Source organism: Microbispora sp. NPDC088329 (assembly GCF_040685655.1).
Lineage (GTDB): Bacteria > Actinomycetota > Actinomycetes > Streptosporangiales > Streptosporangiaceae > Microbispora.
In genome coordinates this window covers 343,339-367,016 of record NZ_JBFBIP010000002.1, presented here as the reverse complement: position 1 = coordinate 367,016, position 23,678 = coordinate 343,339, and the positions used below count along the sequence as shown (strand labels likewise).

16 protein-coding genes and 1 pseudogene are annotated in these 23,678 nt (G+C 72.7%); 16 read left to right on the top strand and 1 reads right to left on the bottom strand.

The annotated features are described in order from the left end of the window. Positions 1 to 732 precede the first annotated feature (732 nt). The 16 genes and pseudogenes from AB0O28_RS06095 to AB0O28_RS06020 form a co-directional block, all read left to right on the top strand. Positions 733 to 2,463 (top strand): penicillin-binding protein 2, encoded by a 1,731-nt coding sequence (locus tag AB0O28_RS06095; RefSeq protein ID WP_363636804.1) that lies wholly within the window; start codon positions 733 to 735, stop codon positions 2,461 to 2,463. Positions 2,464 to 2,587: 124 nt separating this feature from the next. Beyond that, positions 2,588 to 4,159 carry a UDP-N-acetylmuramoyl-L-alanyl-D-glutamate--2,6-diaminopimelate ligase gene (locus tag AB0O28_RS06090; RefSeq protein WP_363637260.1) on the top strand — a complete coding sequence of 524 codons (1,572 nt, stop codon included), beginning with the start codon at positions 2,588 to 2,590 and terminating at the stop codon, positions 4,157 to 4,159. Positions 4,160 to 4,219: 60 nt separating this feature from the next. Then, positions 4,220 to 5,587, top strand: coding sequence for a UDP-N-acetylmuramoyl-tripeptide--D-alanyl-D-alanine ligase (murF, locus tag AB0O28_RS06085; RefSeq protein WP_363636802.1), 1,368 nt, complete (start codon positions 4,220 to 4,222; stop codon positions 5,585 to 5,587). After that, positions 5,584 to 6,660, top strand: coding sequence for a phospho-N-acetylmuramoyl-pentapeptide-transferase (mraY, locus tag AB0O28_RS06080; RefSeq protein WP_363636799.1), 1,077 nt, complete (start codon positions 5,584 to 5,586; stop codon positions 6,658 to 6,660). Before murF ends, mraY begins: the two co-directional genes overlap by 4 nt. Next, the gene (gene murD / locus AB0O28_RS06075) at positions 6,642 to 8,018 is read left to right on the top strand and encodes a UDP-N-acetylmuramoyl-L-alanine--D-glutamate ligase (protein ID WP_363636797.1); all 1,377 of its coding nucleotides are present in this window, start codon (positions 6,642 to 6,644) and stop codon (positions 8,016 to 8,018) included. Before mraY ends, murD begins: the two co-directional genes overlap by 19 nt. Continuing rightward, positions 8,015 to 9,499 (top strand): putative lipid II flippase FtsW, encoded by a 1,485-nt coding sequence (ftsW, locus tag AB0O28_RS06070; protein WP_363636795.1) that lies wholly within the window; start codon positions 8,015 to 8,017, stop codon positions 9,497 to 9,499. Before murD ends, ftsW begins: the two co-directional genes overlap by 4 nt. Continuing rightward, positions 9,496 to 10,575 carry an undecaprenyldiphospho-muramoylpentapeptide beta-N-acetylglucosaminyltransferase gene (murG, locus tag AB0O28_RS06065; RefSeq protein ID WP_363636790.1) on the top strand — a complete coding sequence of 360 codons (1,080 nt, stop codon included), beginning with the start codon at positions 9,496 to 9,498 and terminating at the stop codon, positions 10,573 to 10,575. The genes ftsW and murG overlap by 4 nt, the downstream gene beginning before the upstream one ends. Then, positions 10,572 to 11,996, top strand: coding sequence for a UDP-N-acetylmuramate--L-alanine ligase (gene murC, locus AB0O28_RS06060; protein ID WP_363636788.1), 1,425 nt, complete (start codon positions 10,572 to 10,574; stop codon positions 11,994 to 11,996). The genes murG and murC overlap by 4 nt, the downstream gene beginning before the upstream one ends. 43 nt (positions 11,997 to 12,039) lie before the next feature. Continuing rightward, the gene (locus AB0O28_RS06055) at positions 12,040 to 12,711 is read left to right on the top strand and encodes an FtsQ-type POTRA domain-containing protein (protein WP_363636786.1); all 672 of its coding nucleotides are present in this window, start codon (positions 12,040 to 12,042) and stop codon (positions 12,709 to 12,711) included. Between the two features lie 247 nt (positions 12,712 to 12,958). Then, on the top strand, positions 12,959 to 14,407 hold the full coding sequence (gene ftsZ, locus AB0O28_RS06050; RefSeq protein WP_363636784.1) for a cell division protein FtsZ: 1,449 nt from the start codon (positions 12,959 to 12,961) through the stop codon (positions 14,405 to 14,407). A 24-nt stretch (positions 14,408 to 14,431) separates the two neighbouring features. Continuing rightward, positions 14,432 to 15,130, top strand: a complete 699-nt coding sequence (locus AB0O28_RS06045; RefSeq protein ID WP_363636781.1) for a YggS family pyridoxal phosphate-dependent enzyme — start codon at positions 14,432 to 14,434, stop codon at positions 15,128 to 15,130. A gap of 134 nt (positions 15,131 to 15,264) precedes the next feature. Then, positions 15,265 to 15,792, top strand: coding sequence for a cell division protein SepF (gene sepF, locus AB0O28_RS06040; protein WP_363636779.1), 528 nt, complete (start codon positions 15,265 to 15,267; stop codon positions 15,790 to 15,792). An 83-nt stretch (positions 15,793 to 15,875) separates the two neighbouring features. Next, a complete protein-coding gene (locus AB0O28_RS06035; protein WP_030509057.1) occupies positions 15,876 to 16,163 on the top strand; it encodes a YggT family protein in 288 nt (95 codons plus the stop codon). 49 nt (positions 16,164 to 16,212) lie between these two features. Next, positions 16,213 to 17,076 (top strand): DivIVA domain-containing protein, encoded by an 864-nt coding sequence (locus AB0O28_RS06030; protein ID WP_363636777.1) that lies wholly within the window; start codon positions 16,213 to 16,215, stop codon positions 17,074 to 17,076. Positions 17,077 to 17,122: 46 nt separating this feature from the next. Beyond that, entirely contained in the window at positions 17,123 to 19,375 is a 2,253-nt protein-coding gene (locus AB0O28_RS06025; protein ID WP_363636775.1) for a hypothetical protein, read from the top strand. A 61-nt stretch (positions 19,376 to 19,436) separates the two neighbouring features. Next, a pseudogene (locus AB0O28_RS06020) lies at positions 19,437 to 19,634 on the top strand (DUF3099 domain-containing protein); the annotation flags it as partial. 89 nt (positions 19,635 to 19,723) lie between these two features. Here the strand turns inward: AB0O28_RS06020 and ileS are convergent. Next, positions 19,724 to 22,882, bottom strand: a complete 3,159-nt coding sequence (gene ileS / locus AB0O28_RS06015) for an isoleucine--tRNA ligase (RefSeq protein WP_363636773.1) — start codon at positions 22,880 to 22,882, stop codon at positions 19,724 to 19,726. Positions 22,883 to 23,678: the final 796 nt, after the last annotated feature.

Here is a 23,678-nt window from a genome sequence, read left to right as displayed (position 1 = left end):
AACGGCGGCGCCCCGCATGGCGGTGGCAGGCAGAGCGGCGGCAGGCAGAACGGCGCACGCGACGCCGCGGGCGGACGTGACGGCGCCCGGGACGACCGCTCAGGCGAGTCGCCCGGGAGGCGCGGGTCCGCGCCGGGCGGGTCCGCCCGTGCCTCGGGCAGGTCCCCGTCACCCGCGCGTACGACGAGAAGGGACGGGTCCGGCGTGCCCGGCGGCGGCCCGCGCCGCGCCGCCGCACAGCACCCGGTTCCCGATGAGGGGCGCCCGCGCGGCGGGCGGGCGAACGGACCGGGCGACGCGGGGGACCGGCCTCGGGGCGCCGGACCCGGCAACGACAAGCGGTCCCCGGCGGGATCGCGGGGAACGGGCGCGGGCGGCGCGGGGTCGGGGCAGTCACGGGCGGGCGCCCCCGGCGCCCCCGACCGGCCGCGTGGCGGCGTGCCGGGTCCCGCGGACGGTGCTTCCGCCAAGGCCGGGGCTCCCGGCAGGACCGGCGTGCCGAGGCCTTCCACTTCGAGGACTGCCACTTCGAGGACTGCCACGCCGGGGGCTTCCGCACCGGGGTCTTTCATGCCGGGGGCACCCGGCGGGACCGGCGCGGGCCGTTCCCGTCCCGGCGGCGGCCCGTCGCGTCCGCAGCGTCCCCCAGGCTCCCAGCGCTCTTCCGGCGCGCAGCGCCCACCGGGCCCACCGGGCCCGCCGGGTCCGCCGGGCCCGCCGCGTCCGCCCGCGGTGCTCCGGCTGGGCAATCCGGCCCGGCGGCTGAGGGCGGCGCTGGTGGTCATGGCGATCGTGCTGTCGCTGTTCGCCGGCCGGCTGGTGCAGCTTCAGGGCTTCGACTCCAAAGTGCTCCAGGCGAGGGCCGCGCAGCAGCGTGTGCAGCCGGAGACGCTGCCGGCGCGCCGCGGCTCGATCACCGACGCCGACGGCCACGACCTCGCCGTGACGGTCGAGGGCAGGGAGATCTACGTCGATCCCAAGGACGTCGACCCGGCCAAGCGCGACCTGGTCGCGACCACGCTGGCACGGGAGCTGAACAAGCCCAAGGAGGAGATCGCCGCCGCGCTGGCCAAGACCACGCAGCGGTACATCCCGCTGGCCCGCGACGTCGAGCCGCCGCGGGCCAAGCGCATCATGGGCTTCGAGCTCAAGGGCGTGGGCGTCAAGGACACCTACCGGCGCCTCTATCCCGGAGGCTCGCTGGCGGGCGGCCTGCTCGGCTTCGTCGGCGTCGACGGCAGAGGCCTGGAGGGCCTGGAGAGCGCGTACGACGACATCCTGGCGGGCAAGGACGGCAAACAGAGCATCGAGCTCGGCGCGAACCGCCAGCGCATCCCGATGACGCGCAGCCAGCGCGAGGCTCCGGTGCCGGGACGTGACGTGCGTCTGACCATAAACAGGGACATCCAGTGGGCCGCGGAGCAGTCGCTGGACCGGCAGGTCCGCGCGACGGGGGCGCGCAGCGGCAGCGTGATCGTCATGGACATTCCCACAGGGCAGATCCTCGCCATGGCGAACGCGCCCCAGGCCGACCTCAACCACTGGCAGTCGGCGACGGCGGAGGAGCGCGCCAACCGTGCCGTGTCGGAGGTGTTCGAGCCGGGCAGCACCAACAAGGTGATCACGGCCGCGGCGGCGATGGAGGCGGGGGTGGTCACCCCCGACAGCGTCTTCCGCGTGCCCGACCACATCCAGTGCGCCGACCGGCAGCTCAGGGACGCCCACCCGCACAAGCCCGAGCCGCTGACGTTCACCGGGATCCTCGCCGAGTCGAGCAACGTCGGCACGATCATGGTATCCGACAAGATCTCCAGCCAGCGGCTGTACGACATGTTCCGGTCCTTCGGCTTCGGCGCCCGCAGCGGATCGGGCGTCCCCGGCGAGCAGGCCGGCCTGCTGCCGCAGTGGGAGACATGGTCGGGCAGCCAGCGCTGTACGATCGCCTACGGCCAGGGCATCTCGGTCACCGCGTTGCAGATGGCCAGCGTCTACCAGACGATCGCGAACGGCGGCGTGCGGGTGACCCCCTCGATCGTGGCGGGCACCACCGACGCGCACGGCGCGTTCGTTCCCAGCCCGGCGGCCAAGGGCACGCGGGTGATCAGTGAGACGACCGCCCGGCGGATCGCGCTGATGCTGGAGGCGGCTGTGGGCCACGAGGGGACGGGGGAGGAGGCCTCGATCGAGGGCTACCGCGTCGCGGGCAAGACCGGCACCGCCATGCGATACGACGAGAAGTGCGCGGGATACTGCGGATACACCGCGACGTTCGTCGGCTTCACCCCGGCGGACCAGCCCCGGCTGATGGCCCTGGCGGTGATCCAGGATCCGAAGAAAGGCCACTACGGCGGCGCCGTCGCCGCCCCGGTGTTCAAGGACGTCATGACTTTCGCGTTGAAGAGCAGGAAGATCCCCCCGACCGGCACGAAGGCGCCCGCGATGGTCCTTCGCCCGGTGGAGTGACCGCGGAGTGACCGGAGTCGCAGTGCCCGGTGTCGGAGCTGCCGGAGCCGGAGGGACCGGTGCCGGAGTGGCAGGGGAGAGCGGCGGAGGGGGGTACGCTCTCGCCGTGCGTTCCCCGTCGTCCATGCGTCCCGAGGCCGTCCAGGCCCGCCCGCTGTCCGCGCTCGTGTCGCTGCTCGGCGCGCCGGCGACCGTACCGTCCCCCGGAGCGCGGGTGGTCCGCGGCACGGTCACCGGCGTCACCCTCGACTCGCGCCGGGTGCGGCGCGGCGACCTCTACGTGGCCGCCCCCGGCAAGGCCCGGCACGGCGCGGAGTTCGCCGGCGACGCCCTGGCGGCGGGGGCGACGGCGATCCTGACCGACGCCGAGGGCCGCGACCGGGCCGTCGCCACCGGACTGCCGGTGCTCGTCGTGCCCGACCCCAGGGCGGTGCTCGGACAGGTCGCCGCCTGGGTGTACGGCAAGCCGGCGGCCGGCATCACGCTCATCGGCGTCACCGGCACCAGCGGCAAGTCCACCTCCACGTACCTGCTGGAGGCGGGCCTGCGGGCGGCGGGCCACCGCACCGGCCTGGTCGGCGGCGTGGAGATCCGCGCGGGCGACGTGCGGTTCACCCCCGAGCTCACCACTCCCGAGGCGACCGACCTGCAGGGGCTGTTCGCGCTGATGCGCGAGCGGGGCGTGAGCGCGGCCGCCATGGAGGTCTCCAGCCACGCCCTGGCCCTCGGCCGGGTGGACGGGCTCTTCTACGACGTGTCGATCTTCACCAACCTGTCGCAGGACCACCTCGACTTCCACCGCGACCTGGACGACTACTTCGCGGCCAAGGCGCGCCTGTTCACCCCGGAGTTCAGCCGGGCGGGCGTGGTGAACATCGACGACGCCCACGGGCGGGAGCTGGCCGCCATGGCCAAGATCCCGATCACCACCTTCTCCGCCGCCGGGGCGCCGGAGGCCGACTGGCGTGCCGAGGACGTGCGCCTCGGCGCCGCGGGCAGCCGGTTCCGCCTGGTCGGTCCCGGAGGGGTCGAGGCCGACGTGTCGGTGGCCCTGCCCGGCCCGTTCAACGTGGCCAACACCCTTGGCGCGCTGGTGGCGCTGGTGGAGGCCGGGGTCCCGCTGCAGGCCGCGGTGACCGGCGTCGGCGAGTTCGCCGGCGTGCCGGGCCGGATGGAGCGGGTGCCGGGCGCGGACGACGTCCAGGTGATCGTGGACTACGCGCACAAGCCGGGCGCGGTCGAGTCGGTGCTGCGCTCGCTGCGCGCCGTGCTGGACGACGGGCCCGGCGGTCGCCTGGTGATCGTGCTGGGCTGCGGCGGCGACCGCGACCGCGGCAAGCGCCCGATGATGGGCGAGGCCGCCGTCCGCCTCGCCGACCTGGTCGTGTTCACCAGCGACAATCCTCGTACGGAGGACCCGCTCGCGATCCTCGCCGCGATGCTCGAGGGCGCGCTGCGGGTACCCATACAGGAGCGGGCCCACGTGGTCGTGGAGCCGGACCGGGCGGCCGCCATCCGCCTGGCGGTCGGCGGTGCCACGTGCGGAGATGTGGTAGTTGTGGCCGGCAAGGGGCACGAGCAGGGGCAGTATGTCGGGGGCGAGGTCATTCCCTTCGACGACCGCGAGGTGGCCGCCGCGGCCATCGCGGAGCGGGGCCGGGCGCGGCGGGCGGCGCGAGAGGCCGCCGATGCGTGAGCCGATGCCGGGTCGTGCCCCGGCGACCGAGTTAGCGACGCGAAAGAGAGCAGGAAAACCATGATCCCGTTGCCGCTGGCCCGGGTCGCCGAGATCACGTCCGGAGAACTGAACGGGGCGGCCGACCCCGCGGCCGTGGTCCGGGGCCCCGTCGTGATCGACTCGCGTGCGGCCGGACCGGGCTCGCTGTTCGTGGCGATCAAGGGCGAGCGGGCCGACGGGCACGACTTCGCCCCGCAGGCCTGTGACGCAGGCGCCGCCGCCGTCCTCGCCACCCGGCCCGTCCAGGAGCCGGCCGTGATCGTGGGCGACCCGCTCGCGGCCCTGGCCTCGCTCGCCACGGCCGTGCTGTCGGAGCTGCCCGCCACGACCGTGGTCGGCGTGACCGGGTCCGCGGGCAAGACCACGACGAAGGACCTGCTGGCCGGCCTCGCCGCCAGGCTCGGTCCCACGGTCGCCCCCGTCGGCTCCCACAACAACGAGATCGGCCACCCGCTGACCGTCCTCAAGGCCGACGAGACCACCCGGTTCCTGGTCCTGGAGCTGAGCGCGCGCAACATCGGCCACATCGCCTACCTGGCGAGGATCGCCCCGCCCCGCATCGGCGTGGTGCTCAACGTCGGCACCGCGCACCTGGGGGTGTTCGGCGGCAAGGAGGCGATCGCACAGGCCAAGGGCGAGCTCGTAGAGGCGCTGCCCGCCGACGGGGTCGCCGTGCTCAACGCCGACGATCCGCTGGTGCGCGCGATGGCCGGGCGTACGAGCGCGCGGGTGACCTACTTCGGGCGCTCGCCGGAGGCGCACGTGCGTGCGGAGGACGAGACGCTCGACGCGTCAGGCCGCGCCTCGTTCACGCTGCGCACGCCGTCCGGCACGGCCCCGGTCCGGCTGCGTCTGTACGGCCGGCACACGGTGGAGAACGCCCTGGCCGCGGCGGCGGCCGCGCACGAGCTGGGGCTGCCGGTCGCCGCCATCGCCGAGGAGCTGTCGGCGGCCGAGCCGCGCAGCCGCTGGCGCATGGAGGTCACCGAGCGGCCCGACGGCGTGACCGTGATCAACGACGCCTACAACGCCAACCCCGACTCCATGCGGGCGGCCTTCGGCAGCCTCGCGGTGATCGGGGAGGGGCGGCGGCGGTTCGCGGTGATCGCCGCGCTGATCGAGCTGGGCGAGGACGGCCCGGCGCTGAACGAGGACCTCGGGCGGCTGGCCGCGGGCGCGGGCCTGGAGGCGGTCGTCGTCGTGGGGGAGGACGCCGAGCCGGTGCTCCGGGGCGCGCCCGGCGCGATCCACGTGCCGGACGTCGCGGCGGCGGCGCGGGAGTTGTCGGACCGGCTCGCGCCCGGCGACGTCGTGCTGGTGAAGGGGCCGCGTGCGGCCGGACTCGAGCGGGTCGCCGAGGCGATCCTCGGAGGTGACGCCCGGTGAGGAACATCCTCATCGCGGGGGCGATCTCGCTGATCCTGTCGATGGTCGGCACGCCGCTGGCCATCCGGCTGTTCGCCCGCAGAGGCTACGGCCAGAACATCCGGGAGGAGGGCCCGTCGGGACACTACGACAAGAAGGGCACTCCCACGATGGGCGGCACGGTGATCGTCATCGCGTCGCTGATCGGCTATTTCGTGGCCCACGGGGCGACCGTCTTCTCGGCGGTCGGCGACCCCCCGACGGCCTCGGGACTGCTGGTGCTGTTCCTGATGACGGGCCTCGGCGCGGTCGGCTTCCTCGACGACTTCATCAAGATCTACAAGCAGCGCAGCCTGGGCCTGCGCAGCGGCGCCAAGGCCGGCGGGCAGCTGGTGATCGGCGCGATCTTCGCGGTGCTGGTGCTGCGGTTCCCCAACGCCTACGCCGTCACCCCGGCCGACACGCACGTGTCGTTCCTGCGGGACATCGGCCCGTCCATCGGGCTCATCGGCTTCATCATCTGGGTCCTCTTCTTCATCGTGGGCTTCTCGAACGCGGTGAACCTGACCGACGGGCTCGACGGCCTGGCCTCCGGCGCCACCTGCCTGGTCCTCGCGGCGTACGTGCTGATCGGCAACTGGCAGCTGCGCAACAGCTGCACGACGGTCGGCTTCGGCCCCAACTGCTACTGGGTGAGAGATCCCCTCGACCTGGCGGTGGTCGCGGCGGCGGTGCTCGGCGCCTGCCTGGGCTTCCTGTGGTGGAACGCCCCGCCGGCCAAGATCTTCATGGGTGACACCGGCTCGCTGGCCCTCGGCGGCGTGATCGCCGGTCTGGCCTTCACCACCCGGACCCAGCTTCTGCTCGTCATCCTGGGCGGCCTTTTCGCTATCATCACGATGTCGGTCATCATCCAGGTCGGGTCCTTCAAACTGACCCGCAGACGGGTCTTCCGGATGGCGCCGCTCCAGCATCACTTCGAGCTGTCGGGCTGGGCCGAGACGACGATCGTGGTGCGCTTCTGGCTGATCGCCGCGTTGTGCGTGGCCGCCGGTCTCGGACTGTTCTACCTCGAATGGATGCCGAAACAGTGAACGTCGTCGTCGCCGGTCTCGGCGTGTCGGGCGCCGCCGCGGCGCGGGCCCTGGCGGCGCGCGGCGAGCGCGTGACGGTGCTGGAGGCCGCGGACGGCGAGCGGCAGCGCGCGTCGGCGGCCGAGCTGGCCGGGCTGGGTGTGGAGGTGCGCTTCGGCGAGCCCGCCCTGCCCGCCGGGACCTCGCTCCTGGTCACCTCGCCGGGCTGGCGTCCCACCCATCCGCTGCTCGCCGCCGCGGTGGACGCGGGCGTCGAGGTCATCGGGGAGGTCGAGCTGGCCTGGCGGCTGCGGCCGGAGTCCGCGGCCCCCTGGCTGGCGCTGACCGGCACCAACGGCAAGACCACCGCCGTCCGCATGCTCACGTCCATGTTGTCCGCCGCCGGGCACAAGGCCGTGGCCGTGGGCAACGTCGGCGTCCCCATCGTCGAGGCCGTCGACGGGCCGTACGACGTGCTGGCGGTGGAGCTGTCGAGCTTCCAGCTCCACTGGTCGTCGACCCTGGCCCCGCTCGCGGCGGCCGTGCTCAACGTGGCGCCCGACCACATCGACTGGCACGGCTCGATGGAGGAGTACGCCGCGGCCAAGGCGCGGGTCTACGCGGGAGCGGGGACGGTGGTCTACAACGCCGACGACGCGTGGTCGTCCCGCCTCGCCGAGCCGTACGCCTCCCGGGTGGGCTTCACGCTCGCCGTGCCCCGGCCCGGGCAGCTCGGGGTCGTGGAGGACCTGCTGGTCGACAGGGCCTTCGTGGCCGACCCGGTGACCTCGGCGGAGGAGCTCGCCTCGCTGGAGGACGTGCGCCCCTTCGCGCCGCACAACGTCGCCAACGCGCTCGCCGCCGCCGCGCTGGCCCGCGCGCACGGCGTGCCGCCCGAGGCCGTACGGCGCGGCCTGCGGGAGTTCACGCCCGACCCGCACCGGATCGCGCACGTGGCCCGGGTCGGCGAGGTCGACTACGTGGACGATTCCAAGGCCACCAACCCGCATGCGGCCGCCGCGTCGCTGGCCGCCTACGGGTCCGTCGTGTGGGTCGCGGGCGGTCAGCTCAAGGGCGCCGACGTCGACGACCTCGTACGGCAGGCCGCGCCCAGGCTGCGCGGCGCGGTGCTGCTGGGGGCCGATCGGGATGTGATCCGCCGCGCATTGGCGCGACACGCCGCGAATGTCCCCGTCGTGGACGTGCCGGGGCAAGACACTGGGGTCATGGACCGTGTCGTCGCCGAAGCAGCCCGGCTCGCCACCCCGGGTGACACCGTGTTGCTCGCCCCCGCGGGGGCGTCGCTGGACATGTTCGCCGGATACGGAGCACGTGGGGAGGCCTTCGCCCGAGCCGTGCAGCGGCTGGCGGCCCGGTGACGGGCCCGGGGACGGGCCCGGCGACCGGCCCCGCCGGTGCCGCGGCCGCGCCGAAGGCGGATCGCCAGGGACCCGAGCGTCAGGCATCCGAGCGTGGGGGGCCCGAGCCCCTCGGCTGGGCCGCCAACCAGCTCGCCGCGCTTCGCGAGCTGCTCGGCCGCCCGCTGACGTCCTACCACCTGGTGCTCGGCTGCAGCGCGCTGCTGCTGGCGCTCGGGCTGATGATGGTGCTGTCGGCGTCGAGCATCGCGGCACTGCAGGAAACCGGTGACCCGTTCTACTGGTTCCTCAAGCAGGTCACATCGGTGGCGATCGGGCTCCCGCTGATGTGGGTCTGCTCCCGGCTGCCGCAGCGGTTCTTCCGCCTGGCCGGCTATCCGCTGATGGGCCTGGCGATCCTCGGCCTGCTGATGGTCATCTTCCTCGGCCAGGAGGTGCTGGGCGCCCAGCGGTGGATCGTCATCGGCCCGTTCTCGGTCCAGCCGTCGGAGCCGGCGAAGCTGGCCCTGGTGCTGTGGGGCGCCGACCTGCTCGCGACGCGGGCGCGCGCCGGCCGCATCGAGTGGCGCAAGCTGCTGATCCCGCTGATGCCGGGGGTGGCCCTGCTGGCCGTCCTGGTCATGCTGGGACGCGACCTCGGCACGACGCTCGTGCTCATGATGATCTTCCTGGCGCTGCTGTGGGTGGTCGGCGCGCCCGTGCGGTTGTTCGGCGGGATGCTCGCGCTGCTCGCGCTGGCGACCGCCACTATGATCATCGTCGAGCCCTACCGGCTCGGCCGCCTCACCGGCTTCATGCACGTGTGGGAGACCGCGCAGGACGAGGGGTTCCAGTCCGCCCAGGGGCTGATGGCGATCGGCTCGGGCGGCTGGTTCGGCCTGGGGCTCGGCGCGGGCCGGCAGAAGTGGAACTACGTTCCGCACGCGGAAAGCGACTTCATCTTCTCCATCCTGGGCGAGGAGCTCGGGCTGATGGGGACGCTCGTGGTGGTCGCGCTGTTCGGCCTGCTCGGGTACGCCGGGCTGCGCATCGCCATGCGGACGAAGGACCCCTTCATCCGGCTGTCGGCCGCCGCCGTCACCGCCTGGATCGCCGGGCAGGCCGTCGTCAACATCGGCGCGGTCATCGGGGTCTTCCCGGTCACCGGCATCCCGCTGCCCCTGGTGTCGTACGGCGGATCGGCGCTGCTGCCGACGCTCGCCGCGCTCGGCATGCTGGTGTCGTTCGCCAAACGGGAGCCCGGAGCGGCCGAGGCGCTGGCCGCCCGTGGCCCGGGACCGGCCGCGCGGGCTCTAAGCTGGCTTGGCCTGAACGGCCGCGCCGGGCGGCGGCCCGCGTCCTCGCGGGCATCGGCCCGGCGGCAGGCGGCCCCACAGCCGGCACGGCCACGGACGGCGCGAAGAGGAACGACGGAGGAACGGACGCGGGAGAACCCGCGAGAGCATCCGCGAGAACATCCGCGAAGACAGGGAGTGACATGAGGGTGGTCCTCGCCGGCGGCGGGACGGCCGGCCATATCGAGCCGGCGCTCGCGCTGGCCGACGCGCTTCGCCGGCTCGACCCGGGGATCGGCATCACCTGCCTCGGCACCGAGCGCGGCCTGGAGACCCGCCTGGTGCCCGCCCGGGGCTACGAGCTCGAACTCGTGCCTGCCGTGCCGCTGCCCCGATCGCTCAGCCCTCAGCTCCTCACCGTGCCGGGCCGCCTCGCCGGGGCCATCGGCAGCGCGGCGAGCATCCTCGACAAGGTCGGAGCGGACGTTTTGGTCGGTTTCGGCGGATACGTCGCCACGCCCGGCTATCTCGGCGCCCGGCGGCGTGGCGTGCCGATCGTGGTCCACGAGGCCAACCCCAGGCCCGGTCTGGCGAACCGCCTCGGCGCCCGCCTCACCGAGCGCGTCTTCACCGGCCATCCGGACGCGGTGCTCCCGAACGCCGAGTACATCGGCATCCCGCTGCGCCGCGAGATCAGCACGATGGACCGCCTGTCGATGGGCGACAAGGCGCGGTCGTACTTCGGGCTGGAGCCCGACCGGGTGACGCTGCTCGTGTTCGGCGGCTCGCAGGGCGCCCGTTCCGTCAACCAGGCGGCGCTGGAGGCCGCGCCCTACCTGCGGGCGGCGGGCGTCCAGGTGCTGCACGTGATCGGGCCCAAGAACACCGTCGAGGTGGAACCCCCGCCGGGCGACCCGCAGTACGTGATCCTGCCGTACGTCGACCGCATGGACCTCGCCTACGCCGCGGCCGACCTCGTGCTGTCCCGCGCGGGCGCCATGACCTGCGCCGAGCTCACCGCCGTGGGGCTGCCCGCGGCGTTCGTGCCGCTGCCGCACGGCAACGGCGAGCAGCGCCTCAACGCCGAGCCCATCGTGCGGGCCGGGGGCGGCCTGATGGTCGACGACGCGAACCTGTCGGCGGCCTGGATCGTCCAGACGCTGCTGCCGATCCTGAACGACCCCGAGCGCGTGGTCGCGATGTCCGAGGCCGCATCCCGGATGGGCCGCAAGGACGCCGACGTGGCGCTCGCCCGCAAGGTGTTGGAGATCGCTCACCGATGAGTCTCGTCAAGCTCGTGGATCCCGTCCCGGCGGCCGACCTGGGGCGGGTGCACTTCATCGGCGTCGGTGGCGCCGGGATGTCCGGCATCGCCCGGATCCTGCTCAAGCGGGGCGTGCCGGTGTCGGGCAGCGACGCGCGGCCCTCCGACCTGCTGACCGAGCTGCGCGAGCTGGGCGCCGTCATCCACGTCGGCCACGCGGCCTCCCACATCAGGGACGTCGACACGGTCGTGGTGTCCACCGCGATCCGCGACTCCAACCCCGAGCTGGGGGAGGCGCTGCGGCAGAACCTGCGGGTGATCCCGCGCGCGGCCGCGCTGGCGTCGGTCATGACCGGCCGCACCGGCATCGCCGTCGCCGGCACGCACGGCAAGACCACGACCACCTCGATGCTGACCGTGGCGTTGCAGAAGTGCGGCGAGGACCCGTCGTACTGCGTCGGGGGCCAGCTCGTGACGACCGGCCTCGGCGCCGACGACGGCGCGGGCGAGGTGTTCGTGGCGGAGGCCGACGAGAGCGACGGCTCGTTCCTCATGCTCGCGCCGGGCATCGCCGTGGTGACCAACGTCGAGGCCGACCACCTCGACAACTACGGAGACCCACAGGCCGTGCACGACAGCTTCGCCCGCTTCGTCGAGCGGATCGGGTCGCTGCTCGTGGTCTGCGCCGACGACCCGGGCGCCGCCGCCCTCGTGCCGGTCGCCCGTGAGCGCGGCCTCACCGTCGTCACGTACGGCGAGAGCGTGGGCGCCGACCTGCGCACGACCGGCATCGTGCCGCGGGGGCTCGGGGTGGAGTTCGACGTGGAGCTCGGCCCCGCCGCGCCGGGAGGACCCGGACGGGGCGAGGTCCGCCTCGCCGTGCCGGGCCGGCACAACGCGCTCAACGCGACCGCGGTGATCGCCGTGGCGCTCCACCTCGGCCTGCGCTTCGACGACGTCAAGGAGGGCCTGGCCGCCTTCACCGGGGCCAAACGGCGGTTCGAGTCCAAGGGCGAGGCCGCGGGTGTGACGGTCTTCGACAGCTACGCCCATCACCCGACCGAGCTGACCGCGGACCTGCGTGCCGCCCGCGACGTCGTCGCGGGCGACGGCCGGGTCATCGCGGTCTTCCAGCCGCACCTGTACTCGCGCACCCGGTTCTTCGCCGACGAGTTCGGCGCCGCGCTCGGCCTCGCCGACGAGGTGATCGTGCTGGACGTGTACGGCGCGCGCGAGGACCCCGAGCCCGGGGTCTCCGGCGCGCTCGTCGCCGGGAAGATCCCGCTTCCCGCCGAGCGGATCGTCTACGCGCCCGAGCGGCAGGCCGTGCCGGCGCTCGTCGCCGGGCGGGCCCGCGCCGGGGACATCGTGCTCACGATGGGCGCGGGAGACGTGACGGAACTCGGCCCGAAGATCGTCGCGGAGCTGTCCGCCCAGTGATTCGCCCAGTGATCCGGGCAGTGATCCGGAGCGTGGGGGACCGGTGAGGCGGGCCGTCCGGCGTTCGGCCCTCGCCACGCTGCTGACCGGCGGGGTGGTGGGCGTCGCCACGTGGGTCGTGTTCTTCTCACCCGTCCTCGGCGTGCGTGAGGTCGAGATCACCGGAAACAGCCGGATTCCCGCGGAACAGCTGCGCCAGGCCGCCGCGGTGCGCACGGGCACCCCGCTCGCCACCGTGGACCTCGCCGAGGTGGAACGGCGGCTGCGGGCGATGCGCGCGGTCGAGTCGGCCGCGGTCGACCGCGGCTGGCCGGGAACGCTGCGCATCAGCGTGGTCGAGCGCGTCCCCGCCGCCGCCGTGCCCATGGGCGCGACGACCGCGGTGATCGACCGGTACGGGGTCGTCCTGCAGCAGGTCACCGTGGCCCCGCCGCGGCTGCCGGTGCTGCGCGTCCAGCGGGCCGCCATGGACGACCCCGCCACCAGGGCAGGGCTCACCGTGCTGCAGGCGCTGCCGGAGAGCGTTCTGGAGCGGCTGCGGGAGCTGCGCGTCCCCTCGCCCCGGTCGATAACGCTCAAACTCACGGACGGCCGGACGGTCGTTTGGGGAGACGCGGGGCACTCGGCGCAGAAGGGGCGTGTCCTGCTCGCCGCCCTCGCCAAGCCCGGAAGCAGCTACGATGTCAGCTCGCCGCAGGTGGTGACGGTCAAGTGAGATATCTCACGGACCGTGAGCGCATGATCGGGGCCCGCCCCGGAGCGGGGCATCGTGCGAAAAGGACAGCGCGCGACACGCCGGACGGCCTTGCGGCGCGGTTAGTTGACCCTGGGGGACGGGCAACCCTACTGTCCGTATCAATCCTCAGGTTGACATAACTCTAAATCTCAACTTGAGGGTGAGAGTTCAGAAGACGGCGGGCCCTGCCCGCATGAAACGCAAACGAGCGGAAAGGCCCCTCGTCGTGGCAGCACCGCAGAACTACCTCGCGGTCATCAAGGTCGTCGGCATCGGCGGCGGCGGAGTGAACGCCGTCAACCGGATGATCGAGGAGGGACTCAAGGGCGTCGAGTTCATCGCCATAAACACTGACGCCCAGGCGCTGCTGATGAGTGACGCCGACGTGAAGCTCGACGTGGGGCGCGAGCTCACCCGGGGCCTCGGTGCGGGCGCCAACCCGGAGGTGGGCCGCAAGGCCGCCGAGGACCACCGGGAGGAGATCGAGGAGGTCATCAAGGGCGCCGACATGGTCTTCGTGACCGCGGGCGAGGGCGGCGGCACCGGGACCGGCGGCGCGCCGGTCGTGGCCAGCATCGCCCGCTCGCTCGGCGCGCTCACGATAGGCGTCGTCACCCGGCCCTTCAGCTTCGAGGGCAAGCGCCGGGCCATGCAGGCCGAGGCCGGCATCGAGACCCTCCGCGAGGAGGTCGACACGCTGATCGTCATTCCGAACGACCGGCTGCTGTCGATCTCCGACCGCCAGGTGAGCGTGCTCGACGCGTTCAAGGCCGCGGATCAGGTGCTGCTGTCCGGTGTGCAGGGCATCACCGACCTCATCACCACCCCCGGTCTGATCAACCTGGACTTCGCCGACGTGAAGTCGGTCATGTCCGGCGCGGGCTCCGCCCTCATGGGGATCGGCCACGCCAGGGGCGACGACCGTTCGGTCGCCGCCGCGGAGATGGCGGTCTCCAGCCCGCTGCTGGAGGCGAGCATCGACGGCGCCCACGGCGTGCTGCTGTCCATCGCGGGCGGCTCCGACCTGGGCCTGTTCGAGATCAACGAGGCGGCCCAGCTCGTCAGCAACGCCGCCGCGCCCGACGCCAACATCATCTTCGGCACGGTCATCGACGACGCGCTCGGCGACGAGGTGCGGGTGACGGTCATCGCGGCCGGGTTCGACGAGCCGGAACCGGCCAAGTCGGTGGCCGCGCCGCTGTCGCGGCCCCAGCAGGCCCGTCCGGCGCCGGCCGCGCCCGCGGCCCGTCCCGCGCCCGCCCCGGTCAAGCCGGAGCCGCGCCCGGAGCCGGCCCAGCCGCCCGTCCGGCCGGTGAGCGCGCAGCCCGCGCCCGCCTCCGCGCAGCCGGTGAACCAGCTGCCGGTGAACCAGGCCCCGGTGAACCAGGTCCCGGTGAACCCGGTGCCGCCGCCGGCCCAGCCCGCGAGCCAGCCGGTCCAGCAGGCCGCGCCCGTGCCGCAGGCGCAGCAGGCCGAGGCGGTCACGCCGTTCCCGCGGGACGCGCAGGCCGACGGCGGGCGCGACCAGGGTGCCACCGGCCCGGTGTCGATCCCGCGGCCCACGCCCGAGCCGCCGACCCCGATCACCTCGCGGACCGCGCAGCCGGCTCCCCGGCCTCGCGTGATCTTCGAGGAGCAGGAGGAGGAGCTCGACGTGCCGGACTTCCTCAAGTGACCCTCGCAACCGGGGTCGCGGTCCGTGGGTGACCGGCGCGAGGAGCTGGCGGCCGCTCTGGCCGAGGTCGAGCGGCACGTCGAGGACGCCTGCCGGGCCGCCGGCCGGTCGCGGTCGGAGATCACGCTGATCGCCGTGACGAAGACCTACCCGGCCTCCGACGTGCGGCTGCTCTCGGAGCTGGGCGTGTCGCACGTCGGCGAGAACCGCGACCAGGAGGCCGCGACCAAGGCGGCCGAGTGCGCCGGTCTCGGCCTGACGTGGCACTTCATCGGTCAGTTACAGACCAACAAGGTCCGGTCGGTCGTCTCCTACGCCCACATGGTCCACTCGGTGGACCGTCCCCGCCTGGTGGACGCGCTCAGCCGCGAGGCCGCACGCGCCGGGCGCGAGGTGGACTGCCTGGTGCAGGTCGCACTGGACGGCGGGGCGGGACGGGGCGGCGCCGTGCCGGAGGAGGTGCCGGCGCTCGCCGCGCTCGTCGCGAAGGCGGAGGGGCTGCGGCTGCGGGGGGTCATGGCGGTCGCTCCGCTGGGGGAGGACCCGGCCGCCGCGTTCGCCCGGCTGCGGGCCGTCGCCGGGCGCGTCCGGGAGGATCATCCCGCCGCCGATGTGATATCGGCCGGGATGAGTGGAGACATCCCCCAGGCCGTGGCGAACGGCGCGACACACCTGCGAGTCGGTACGGCGTTGCTCGGCCGCAGAAAGCCCTTCGTCAGGTAATGTCCCCCAAGTGGACCATGGTGTCCGCGCACAGGTAGAGGTCGATCAGCGGTGAGCTCCAAGGGGGGTACGGCTACCGCCCTGGCCTTCCGAAGGGACCTTGAAGGCACCAGTAACGCGGAGGACGACGAGCGATGGCCGGCGCGATGCGCAAGATGGCGGTCTACCTCGGTCTCGTGGAGGACGACCGCTACGAAGACAGGTACGCGGCAGAGTACGGTACCGACGAGGAGTACGGCGACGAGGAGTACGAGTCGCCGCGGCGCGGCTTCGCCGGATCCTCGGTCCCGCACGCCGAGCCTCTGGAGCGCGAGGAGGACGCCGAGACGGCCGTCCCCGCTCCGCGTCCCCCCACAACCGTGCTGGAGCGCCGTACGACCGATCTGGCGCGCATCACCACCCTGCATCCCCGCACGTACAACGAGGCGCGGACGATCGGCGAGCACTTCCGCGAGGGCACACCGGTCATCATGAATCTGACAGAGATGGTCGACAGCGACGCCAAGCGCCTTGTCGATTTCGCGGCAGGTCTCGTCTTTGGCCTACACGGCAGCATCGAACGTGTTACCAACAAGGTGTTCCTGTTGTCCCCCGCCAACGTTGAGGTGACCGCCGAAGACAAGGCCAGAATCGCGGAACGCGGCTTCTTCAACCAGAGCTAGAGTTCCTTACATGAACAGTGACCGGCTGAACGGTGCCCGCGCGGCCCGGGGACGGCTGGACCGAGGGGAGGCGGGGCTCGACCGTGGGGATCATTAGCGAGATCTTGGTCATCGCCCTGACCCTCTTCCTGGTTCTGCTGATCGGCAGAATGATCATAGATACGGTGCAGGCGTTCGCCCGCGCCTGGCGGCCCACCGGGGTCGTCCTGGTGCTGGCGGAGGTCGTTTACACAGTGACCGACCCGCCTCTCAAGTTCCTCCGCCGTTTCATTCCGCCCCTCAGGTTGGGTACGGTGGCCTTTGACCTGAGCTTCACAGTGCTGTTCATTGTGGTTTTGGTCTTGATCCAAGTCGTGAACGCGCTTCGTTGATCGGGTACCGTCCGACCGGACAGACTCCAAGCGCGCCAAGGAGACCCAAATGCCGTTGACGCCCGCCGATGTGCGGAACAAGCAGTTCAGTACCACCCGGCTGAGGCCGGGGTACGACGAGGAGGAGGTCGACGCGTTCCTCGACGAGGTCGAGGCAGAGCTGGACCGACTCATTCAGGAGAACGAGGAACTCCGCGCGAAGCTGGCCGAGTGCCTCAGGGGGAAGGTCCCCGGAGGCATGGGCATGCCCGGCTCCATGCAGATGGCGCCCGCCCCCGTGGCCGAGCCCAAGCCCGAGATGATGGCCCCCCAGCCGGAGCCGATCAAGCCTCCGGAGCCGGCCCGTCCCGAGCCGGTGCCCGTCGGCATGGGCCTGCCGCCCGCCGAGGACAACATGGACACCGCGGCCCGCGTGCTCGCCCTCGCCCAGCAGACGGCCGACCAGGCGATCGCCGACGCCCGTCGCGAGGCGGACGAGACCGTCACCCGCGCCCGGCGCGAGGCCGACGACATCCTCGGCAAGGCCCGCCGCCAGGCCGAGCAGATCATCGGCGACGCCCGCGCCCGCGCCGAGACACTGGAGCGCGACGCCCAGGAGCGGCACCGCCAGGCCATGGGCACCCTGGTGCAGACCCGCGACGAGCTGGAGCGTAAGGTCGAGGAGCTGCGTAGCTTCGAGCGCGAGTACCGCAGCCGCCTCAAGCTGTACCTGGAGAACCAGCTCGCCGAGCTGAACGTCGCGGGTGAGGGCAGCGGAGGCTTCCCGATCGTGGGCGCCGCCCCGGCCATGGCCCACGCCGTCGCCCCCGCTCCCCAGCAGATGACCGCCGCCCCCAACCCGTTCGGCCAGGAGCCCGCGCAGCACTCCGGCGCCTTCCCCGGACCCGACGGCCCCCACAACGACCGCCGGTAAGTAGTGACGGGTCCCCGCAGGGACCCGGTAGCTCGGAGAACCCCCCGTGATCCTCATCAGTGCCGCCCTGGTCCTCGCCGCAATCGTCCTGCTCATCGCAGGTGTCGTGCTGGGGACGCCCCTTCTAGTGATGTGGTCGATCGTCGTCAGCGTGCTGTCGGCGGTCTGTCTGCTGATCGGGGCACTGCTGAGGCGCCACGAGCTGTTCCCGGCCGGCGGGCGTGCCGCCGCCGAAGGAACGGCCCCCACCCCCCAGGGTTCGTCCGTGCCCCAGCTCGCGCACGTCGGTGCCGTGAGCGGGGCGTACGGCGGAGCCCTCGCCGGGGCACCGGCGCATCCGGTGGCGACGCCCATGGTGGCGGCACCGCCGGTCACGCATCACGGGGCACTGCCCCCGCAGGCCTTCCCGTCTCCGCCCCCCCAGACCTTCCCCTCTTCGCCCCCTCAGCCGACGGCACCGATCACGCGGCCGCCGGCCGGCGTCGGGCGCGGCCTCGCCCCCGACGCGATCGTTCTCGTGATCCCGGGACGCAAGCGTTTCCACCTGGCCACGTGCCGACAGCTCGCCGGGCGTGAGACCGAGGAGCTCACGCACGAGGAGGCCCGCGAGGAGGGCTTCACCCCCTGCACCACCTGCCTCCCCGAGACCTCCGCCCGTACGGTGGGGCCGGAGGAACCCGCACTCCGCGACGACGCGGTCCGTGACGAGAGCCTGCGCGCCGAAGCCGCTCCCACGACCGCCACGCCGACCATCACGCCTCCAGCCGGGACCTCCGGCACGACCGGCCAGGAACCGCCCCGTCCCACGTCCGCTGATCGCGAGCCGCCCGTCGTGCGGCTCCCTCAGCCCGGCGTCCCGGGGCCACGCCTGCCCGAGTCGTCCGTCTCAGAGTCGTCCGTTCCCGGTGTCTCAGGCGCTGCCGCGGGTGTCACCGCGTCCGGTCCCGCCGCGGCCGGCCCGTCCGCACCGGCCGGGGACAAGCAGCCGTCCGAGGGCAAGCAGTCCGAGGGCGAGTCCTCCGACGAAGCGCGGGAAGAGCCTCGTGATACGCCGCGGAAGGCGCCCGGGGACGGCGACGCCGCAGCCGAGACGGACGCATCCGCCGGTCCGGCGGGCGAGACGGCCACCGAGGCCGACGCCGCTACCGATGGTGACGGGCCCACGCCGGTGGACTGGTTCGGCCGGGGCGCGTCACAGTCGTCCGGCTCGAAGACGCCGGAGCCTGCCGCGGCCGAGCCGACGTCCTCGCCTTCCGCCGCGTCTTCGGGGTCGCCTTCGCAGTCGCCTTCCGGGTCGCCGTCGGGATCCCCCGCGCCGTCCAGGCCTTCTGCCACGTCATGGTCCGCACCGGCCTGGTCTCCGCCGGCGGCAGGATCGGCGTCGGGCCGGACGGACGACGAGACGGACGACTCCCTGACCGACACCGCGGAGCACGACTGGTTCAGGCCCGGCGCCTCCCGGCCGTGGGACCCCGCACGCTCCACGGGCGCCGCCGGTGAGGGGGCGAAGGACGCGCCGTCGTCGGGAGACGACGAGCCGGGTGCGACGGCGGCGGGGAAGAAGGCCCCCGCATCGGCTCCGGCCTCGTCGAAGAAGGCTCCCTCCTCTCGGGCGGAGGACGAGCAGGCCGGCGACGACCATGCCCGTGACGACCAGGGCGACTCCGGCGCTGACGCGAAAGCCGCGTCCCGCGTGGAGGGTGCTCCCACGTCCCCGCGTACGGGGACAGGAAAGCCGGTGGAGCCGGCAGAGACCCGCGAATCCGGGCGCGCCGGATTCGCGGCCTCGGCCGGCTCCACCTCCGGCAGGCCTGCCGTCGGCAAGGCCGCGGAGGAAAGCGCCGGGAAGAGCACAGGGAAGAACACCGCCACGGCCGATGTGCCGGCCGCGGGGAAGGCTCGTGAGGCGTCCTCTTCCGATGCCGGCGAGTCCGATGCGCCGCGTTCCTCTGCTATCGGGGGCGCGCGGGGAGCAGAAGGACCCACGCGGACGGCGCCTGACGACGCGGACACGCCCGGTCCCGGCATGACGCGGATGTCCGGCCCGGGCGGCGCGGTCAAGGGCGGCGCTGACAAGGGTGGCGCTGACAAGGGCGACGCGGCCCGGAGCGGGTCCGGTGCCGGCGGCGGCGCCGCCGGGGAAACGCCGGTGCAGGTCATCGTCGGAACGCGTCGCTACCACAACCGCAGCTGCCCCCTCGTCAAGGGTGTGGACGACGGCGGCGTCGAGACGATGACGCGGGCCGAGGCCGACGAGGCCGGCCTCACCCCCTGCTCGGTCTGCCAGAACGACCGCTGACGCGCTCCCGGCCCGCCGGGCTGGGAAATGCCGCCCGTGGCCGTGTCATGCGGATCGGCCCTACGCTGGAGGCGTGCGACGCCGGCAGAAGGCGTACCTGCTGATGATGGGCACGTGCCTCACGCTGTTCGTGCTGGCCGGCACCGTCGTCCGGATGTTCTCGACCACCGCGGCGATCGTGATGTTCGTGGTGGCACTGGTGATCCCGCCGTTCGCCGTCATCGTGGCGAACCGTCGCGACGACGACCATGACGAGTGACGCCTCGGTCACGAGGGCGGTTCGGGCCGACCGCGGTCTCACGGATACGTCGGTGGGGCCGGTCGGCGACCGGCCCCACCGACGTGGTGTCAGGCCTTGCTGAGGCGGAAGGACAGCCCGAGGTCGGTGTCCTCGTGGACCGGCAGGTCCTCGTCCGGGGCGCCCTCGGTGACGCTGGAGGCGAGCACCTCGTCGGCGACGGCGTCGCCGCCCTCGCGCAGCGCCTCGGCCAGCTCGCCGTCGGCCGACCACCACAGGTGGATGCGGTCGGTGATGGACAGCCCTGTGGACTTGCGGGCCTCCTGGACGAGCCGGACCACGTCGCGGACCAGGCCGGCCCGGCGCAGCTCGTCGGTGATCGCCAGGTCCAGCGCCACGGTCTCGCCGGTGCCGGTGTCCACCGCGCCGGTCTCGACGGCCCAGCCCGACTTGGGCTGCTCGGTCACGATCACGTCGTCCGCGCCCAGCTCCACCGTGCCCAGCTCCCCGGCCTCGACCGTCGCGGACCCGTCCGCGCGCAGGGCGCGAGCCAGCTCCCCGGGGTCGGCGGCAGACACGGCCGCGGCGACGAGCTTGGTCCGCGACCCGAACCGCTTGCCGAGGCTGCGGAAGTTGGGCTTGACCGTGAACGTCACGAGGTCGGCGGAGAACCCGGACAGGTCCTCCAGCCGCTGCACGTTGAGCTCGTCGGCGATCAGGTCGCGCAGCTCGCCGGGGAGTGCGGCCCAGCCGGGGGCGCCGACCAGGGCGCGGCCGAGCGGCTGACGGGTCTTGACCGACGACGAGGCACGCGCCGACCGGCCCAGCTCCACGAGCCGGCGCACCAGCGCCATCCGCTCCGACAGCTCGGGGTCGAGCAGCGCTGTGTTCACCTCCGGCCAGGTCGCCAGGTGGACCGAGGCCGGGGCGTCCGGGTCGCGCAGCACGTCCCACAGGTAGTCGGTGAGGAACGGCACGAGCGGGGCCATGAGCCGGGTGACGGTCTCCAGGCACTCGTACAGCGTGGCGAAGGCCGACTCCTCACCGGACCAGAAGCGGCGGCGCGAGCGGCGGACGTACCAGTTGGACAGGTCGTCCAGGAACTCGGTGAGCCGGCGGCCCGCCCGGGCGGTGTCGAACTCCTCCATCGAGGCGGTGACGTCGGCCACCGTGCGGTGCAGCTCCGCCAGCGCCCACCGGTCGATCAGCGGCCGCTCGGCGTACGCCGGGGCCTCGGCCAGGCGGGCCGGCGACCACGACTCGGCGTTGGCGTAGAGCGTGAAGAACGACGCGGTGTTCCAGTAGGTCAGCAGGACCTTCCGGACGATCTCCTCCAGCGCGGCGTGTCCGATCCTGCGCGGCGCCCAGGGAGACCCGGAGGTGGCCATGTACCAGCGCAGGGCGTCGGCGCCGTGCTGGTCCATGAGCGGCATCGGCCGCAGCACGTTGCCCAGGTGCTTGCTCATCTTGCGGCCGTCCTCGGCGAGGATTAGGCCGAGGCAGAGCACGTTCTCGTACGACGACCGGCCGAACACCAGCGTGCCGACGGTCATCATCGAGTAGAACCAGCCGCGGGTCTGGTCGATCGCCTCGCAGATGAACTGGCCCGGGAACGAGCTCTCGAAGACGTCCTTGTTGACCAGCGGCGCGCCCCACTGGGCGAACGGCATGGCGCCCGAGTCGTACCAGACGTCGATGACGTCGGGCACGCGCCGAGCCTCGGCCCCACAGGCGGAGCAGGGGAAGGTCACGTCGTCGACGAACGGGCGGTGCGGGTCGAGGCCGGTCAGGTCCTGGCCGGCGAGCTCACCCAGCTCCTTCAGCGAGCCGACGCACGTGACGTGGTCCTCGTTCTCCGAGCAGACCCACAGCGGCAGCGGGGTGCCCCAGTAGCGGGACCGCGACAGCGCCCAGTCGACGTTGTTGCGCAGCCACTCGCCGTAGCGGCCGTGCTTGATCGTCTCGGGGAACCAGTTGGTGCGCTCGTTCTCCGCGAGGAGCTGCTCCTTGATCGCGGTGGTCCTGATGTACCAGGATGGGAGCGCGTAGTACAGCAGCGGGGTGTGGCAGCGCCAGCAGTGCGGGTAGCTGTGCTCGAAGTGCTCGCCGCGGAACAGCAGCCCGCGCTCGCGCAGGTTCTCCGTCAGCGGCTCGTCGGCGTCCTTGAAGAACAGGCCGCCGACGAACGGCACGTCGGGCAGGAAGCGGCCGTCCGGGCCGATCGGGTTGACCACCGGCAGGCCGTAGCGCTTGCAGACGGTCATGTCGTCGGCGCCGAAGGCGGGGGCCTGGTGGACCAGGCCGGTGCCGTCCTCGACCGTGACGTACGTGCCGAGCACGACGTAGTGGGCGCCCTCGATGTCCACGAGGTCGAAGGGGCGGCGGTAGGGCGTGTGCTCCAGCTCGGAGCCCTGGTAGGTGGCCAGCACCTCGGCGTCCTCGCCGAGGACCCGCCGCAGCAGCGGCTCGGCCACCACCAGCACCTCGTCGCCGCGCCGGGCCGCGACGTACGTCACGTCGGGGTGCACGGCCACCGCGGTGTTGGACACCAGGGTCCAGGGAGTGGTGGTCCAGATGAGCAGCGAGGCGCCCAGCTCGGCCAGCGGGCCGGAGACGACGGGCATGCGGACGTACACCGACGGGCTGGAGACGGTCTCGTAGCCGCCGGGCTGGCCGAGCTCGTGGTCGGACAGGCCGGTGCCGCAGCGGGGGCAGTAGGGCGTGATCCGGTGGTCGCGGAAGAGCAGGCCCTTGTCCCAGACGGTCTTGAGCGACCACCACACGGCCTCGACGTACTGGGGGTCCATGGTGCGGTAGGCCTGGGACATGTCGACCCAGTAGCCCATCCGCTCGGTCATCTCCTCGAACGCGTCGACGTTCCGCAGCACCGACTCGCGGCAGCGCGCGTTGAACTCGGCGATGCCGTACGACTCGATCTCGGGCTTGCCGGACAGGCCGAGTTCCTTCTCGACGGCGACCTCGACGGGCAGGCCGTGGCAGTCCCATCCGGCCTTGCGGGGGACGTGGTAGCCGCGCATCGACTTGTAGCGGGGGAAGACGTCCTTGAAGACGCGGGCCTCGACGTGGTGCACGCCGGGCATGCCGTTGGCGGTGGGCGGGCCCTCGAAGAACACCCAGGACGGGCCGCCGGCGTTCTGCTCCAGCGAGCGCTCGAAAACCTTCCCGTCCCGCCAGCGTTCGAGGGTCTCGTGTTCGAGGGCCGGCAGGTCGACCTGCGCGGGAAGTGAGCGGAAATAGTGGGAAGACATCGTCGGGCGGGACCTCCACGCGGTGGCTGTGACAGCTGCTGACATGGCGTGAAGGGACGAAGCCGCCGGACGGCTCCGCGGTACCACCCTTCTTGACGTCCGGACCGACGGCCGGGCGCCCTCTCGTTTTCCTCCGCTGCCGGGTCTACTCGGCCTGACGGCCTTTCTTCCGGCGGCTCCGGGGTGATCTTCCCTACGCGGCCCGCCCCGGGCTCACACCGTCCCCGGGTCGCTGAGCGGGCGGATGCGGAGGTACTCGTCCCCATCAACGCCTTGCAGACTATGACGATAACGCAACCAGGCCGGAAGGGCTTCCCGATATGCGCGTGACGATCCGAGTGAGACCCGGTTCATCGCGGGAATACGTGGGAGGAGCGTACGGAGACTCCGTGGTTTCTGAGCGGGTACGCGGGAGTAGGCGGGGGCGGGGGAGGCCCTGCGGGCCGTCGCTTCAGCCGTTCGGGAATCCCGGGGCGCGTGCGCGTGCCGCCCGCGGAGGCAGGAGCCGACGTCGTCCGGCGCACCGATCCCTCGCGATTGATCGAAATAGGGGGCGATGAGGAGGAACTGGCCGAATGCGTCACCCGGTTACGGGTGGGGTAAAAGCCTCGGCGAGTCCGTTGCCGATCCGTTATCGGCGACTTATTCTGCCCGGACCGGCTCGATGTGCACCCTGCTCGGAAGATTCCGGGGTTCGAAGGGTCCGGGGCTGCAGATTCCGGGGTTCGAGGGGCTCCGGGCTCGAAGGGTCCGGGGGCTCGCAGGTCCCGGGGCTCGAACGTCCATGGGCGAAGGG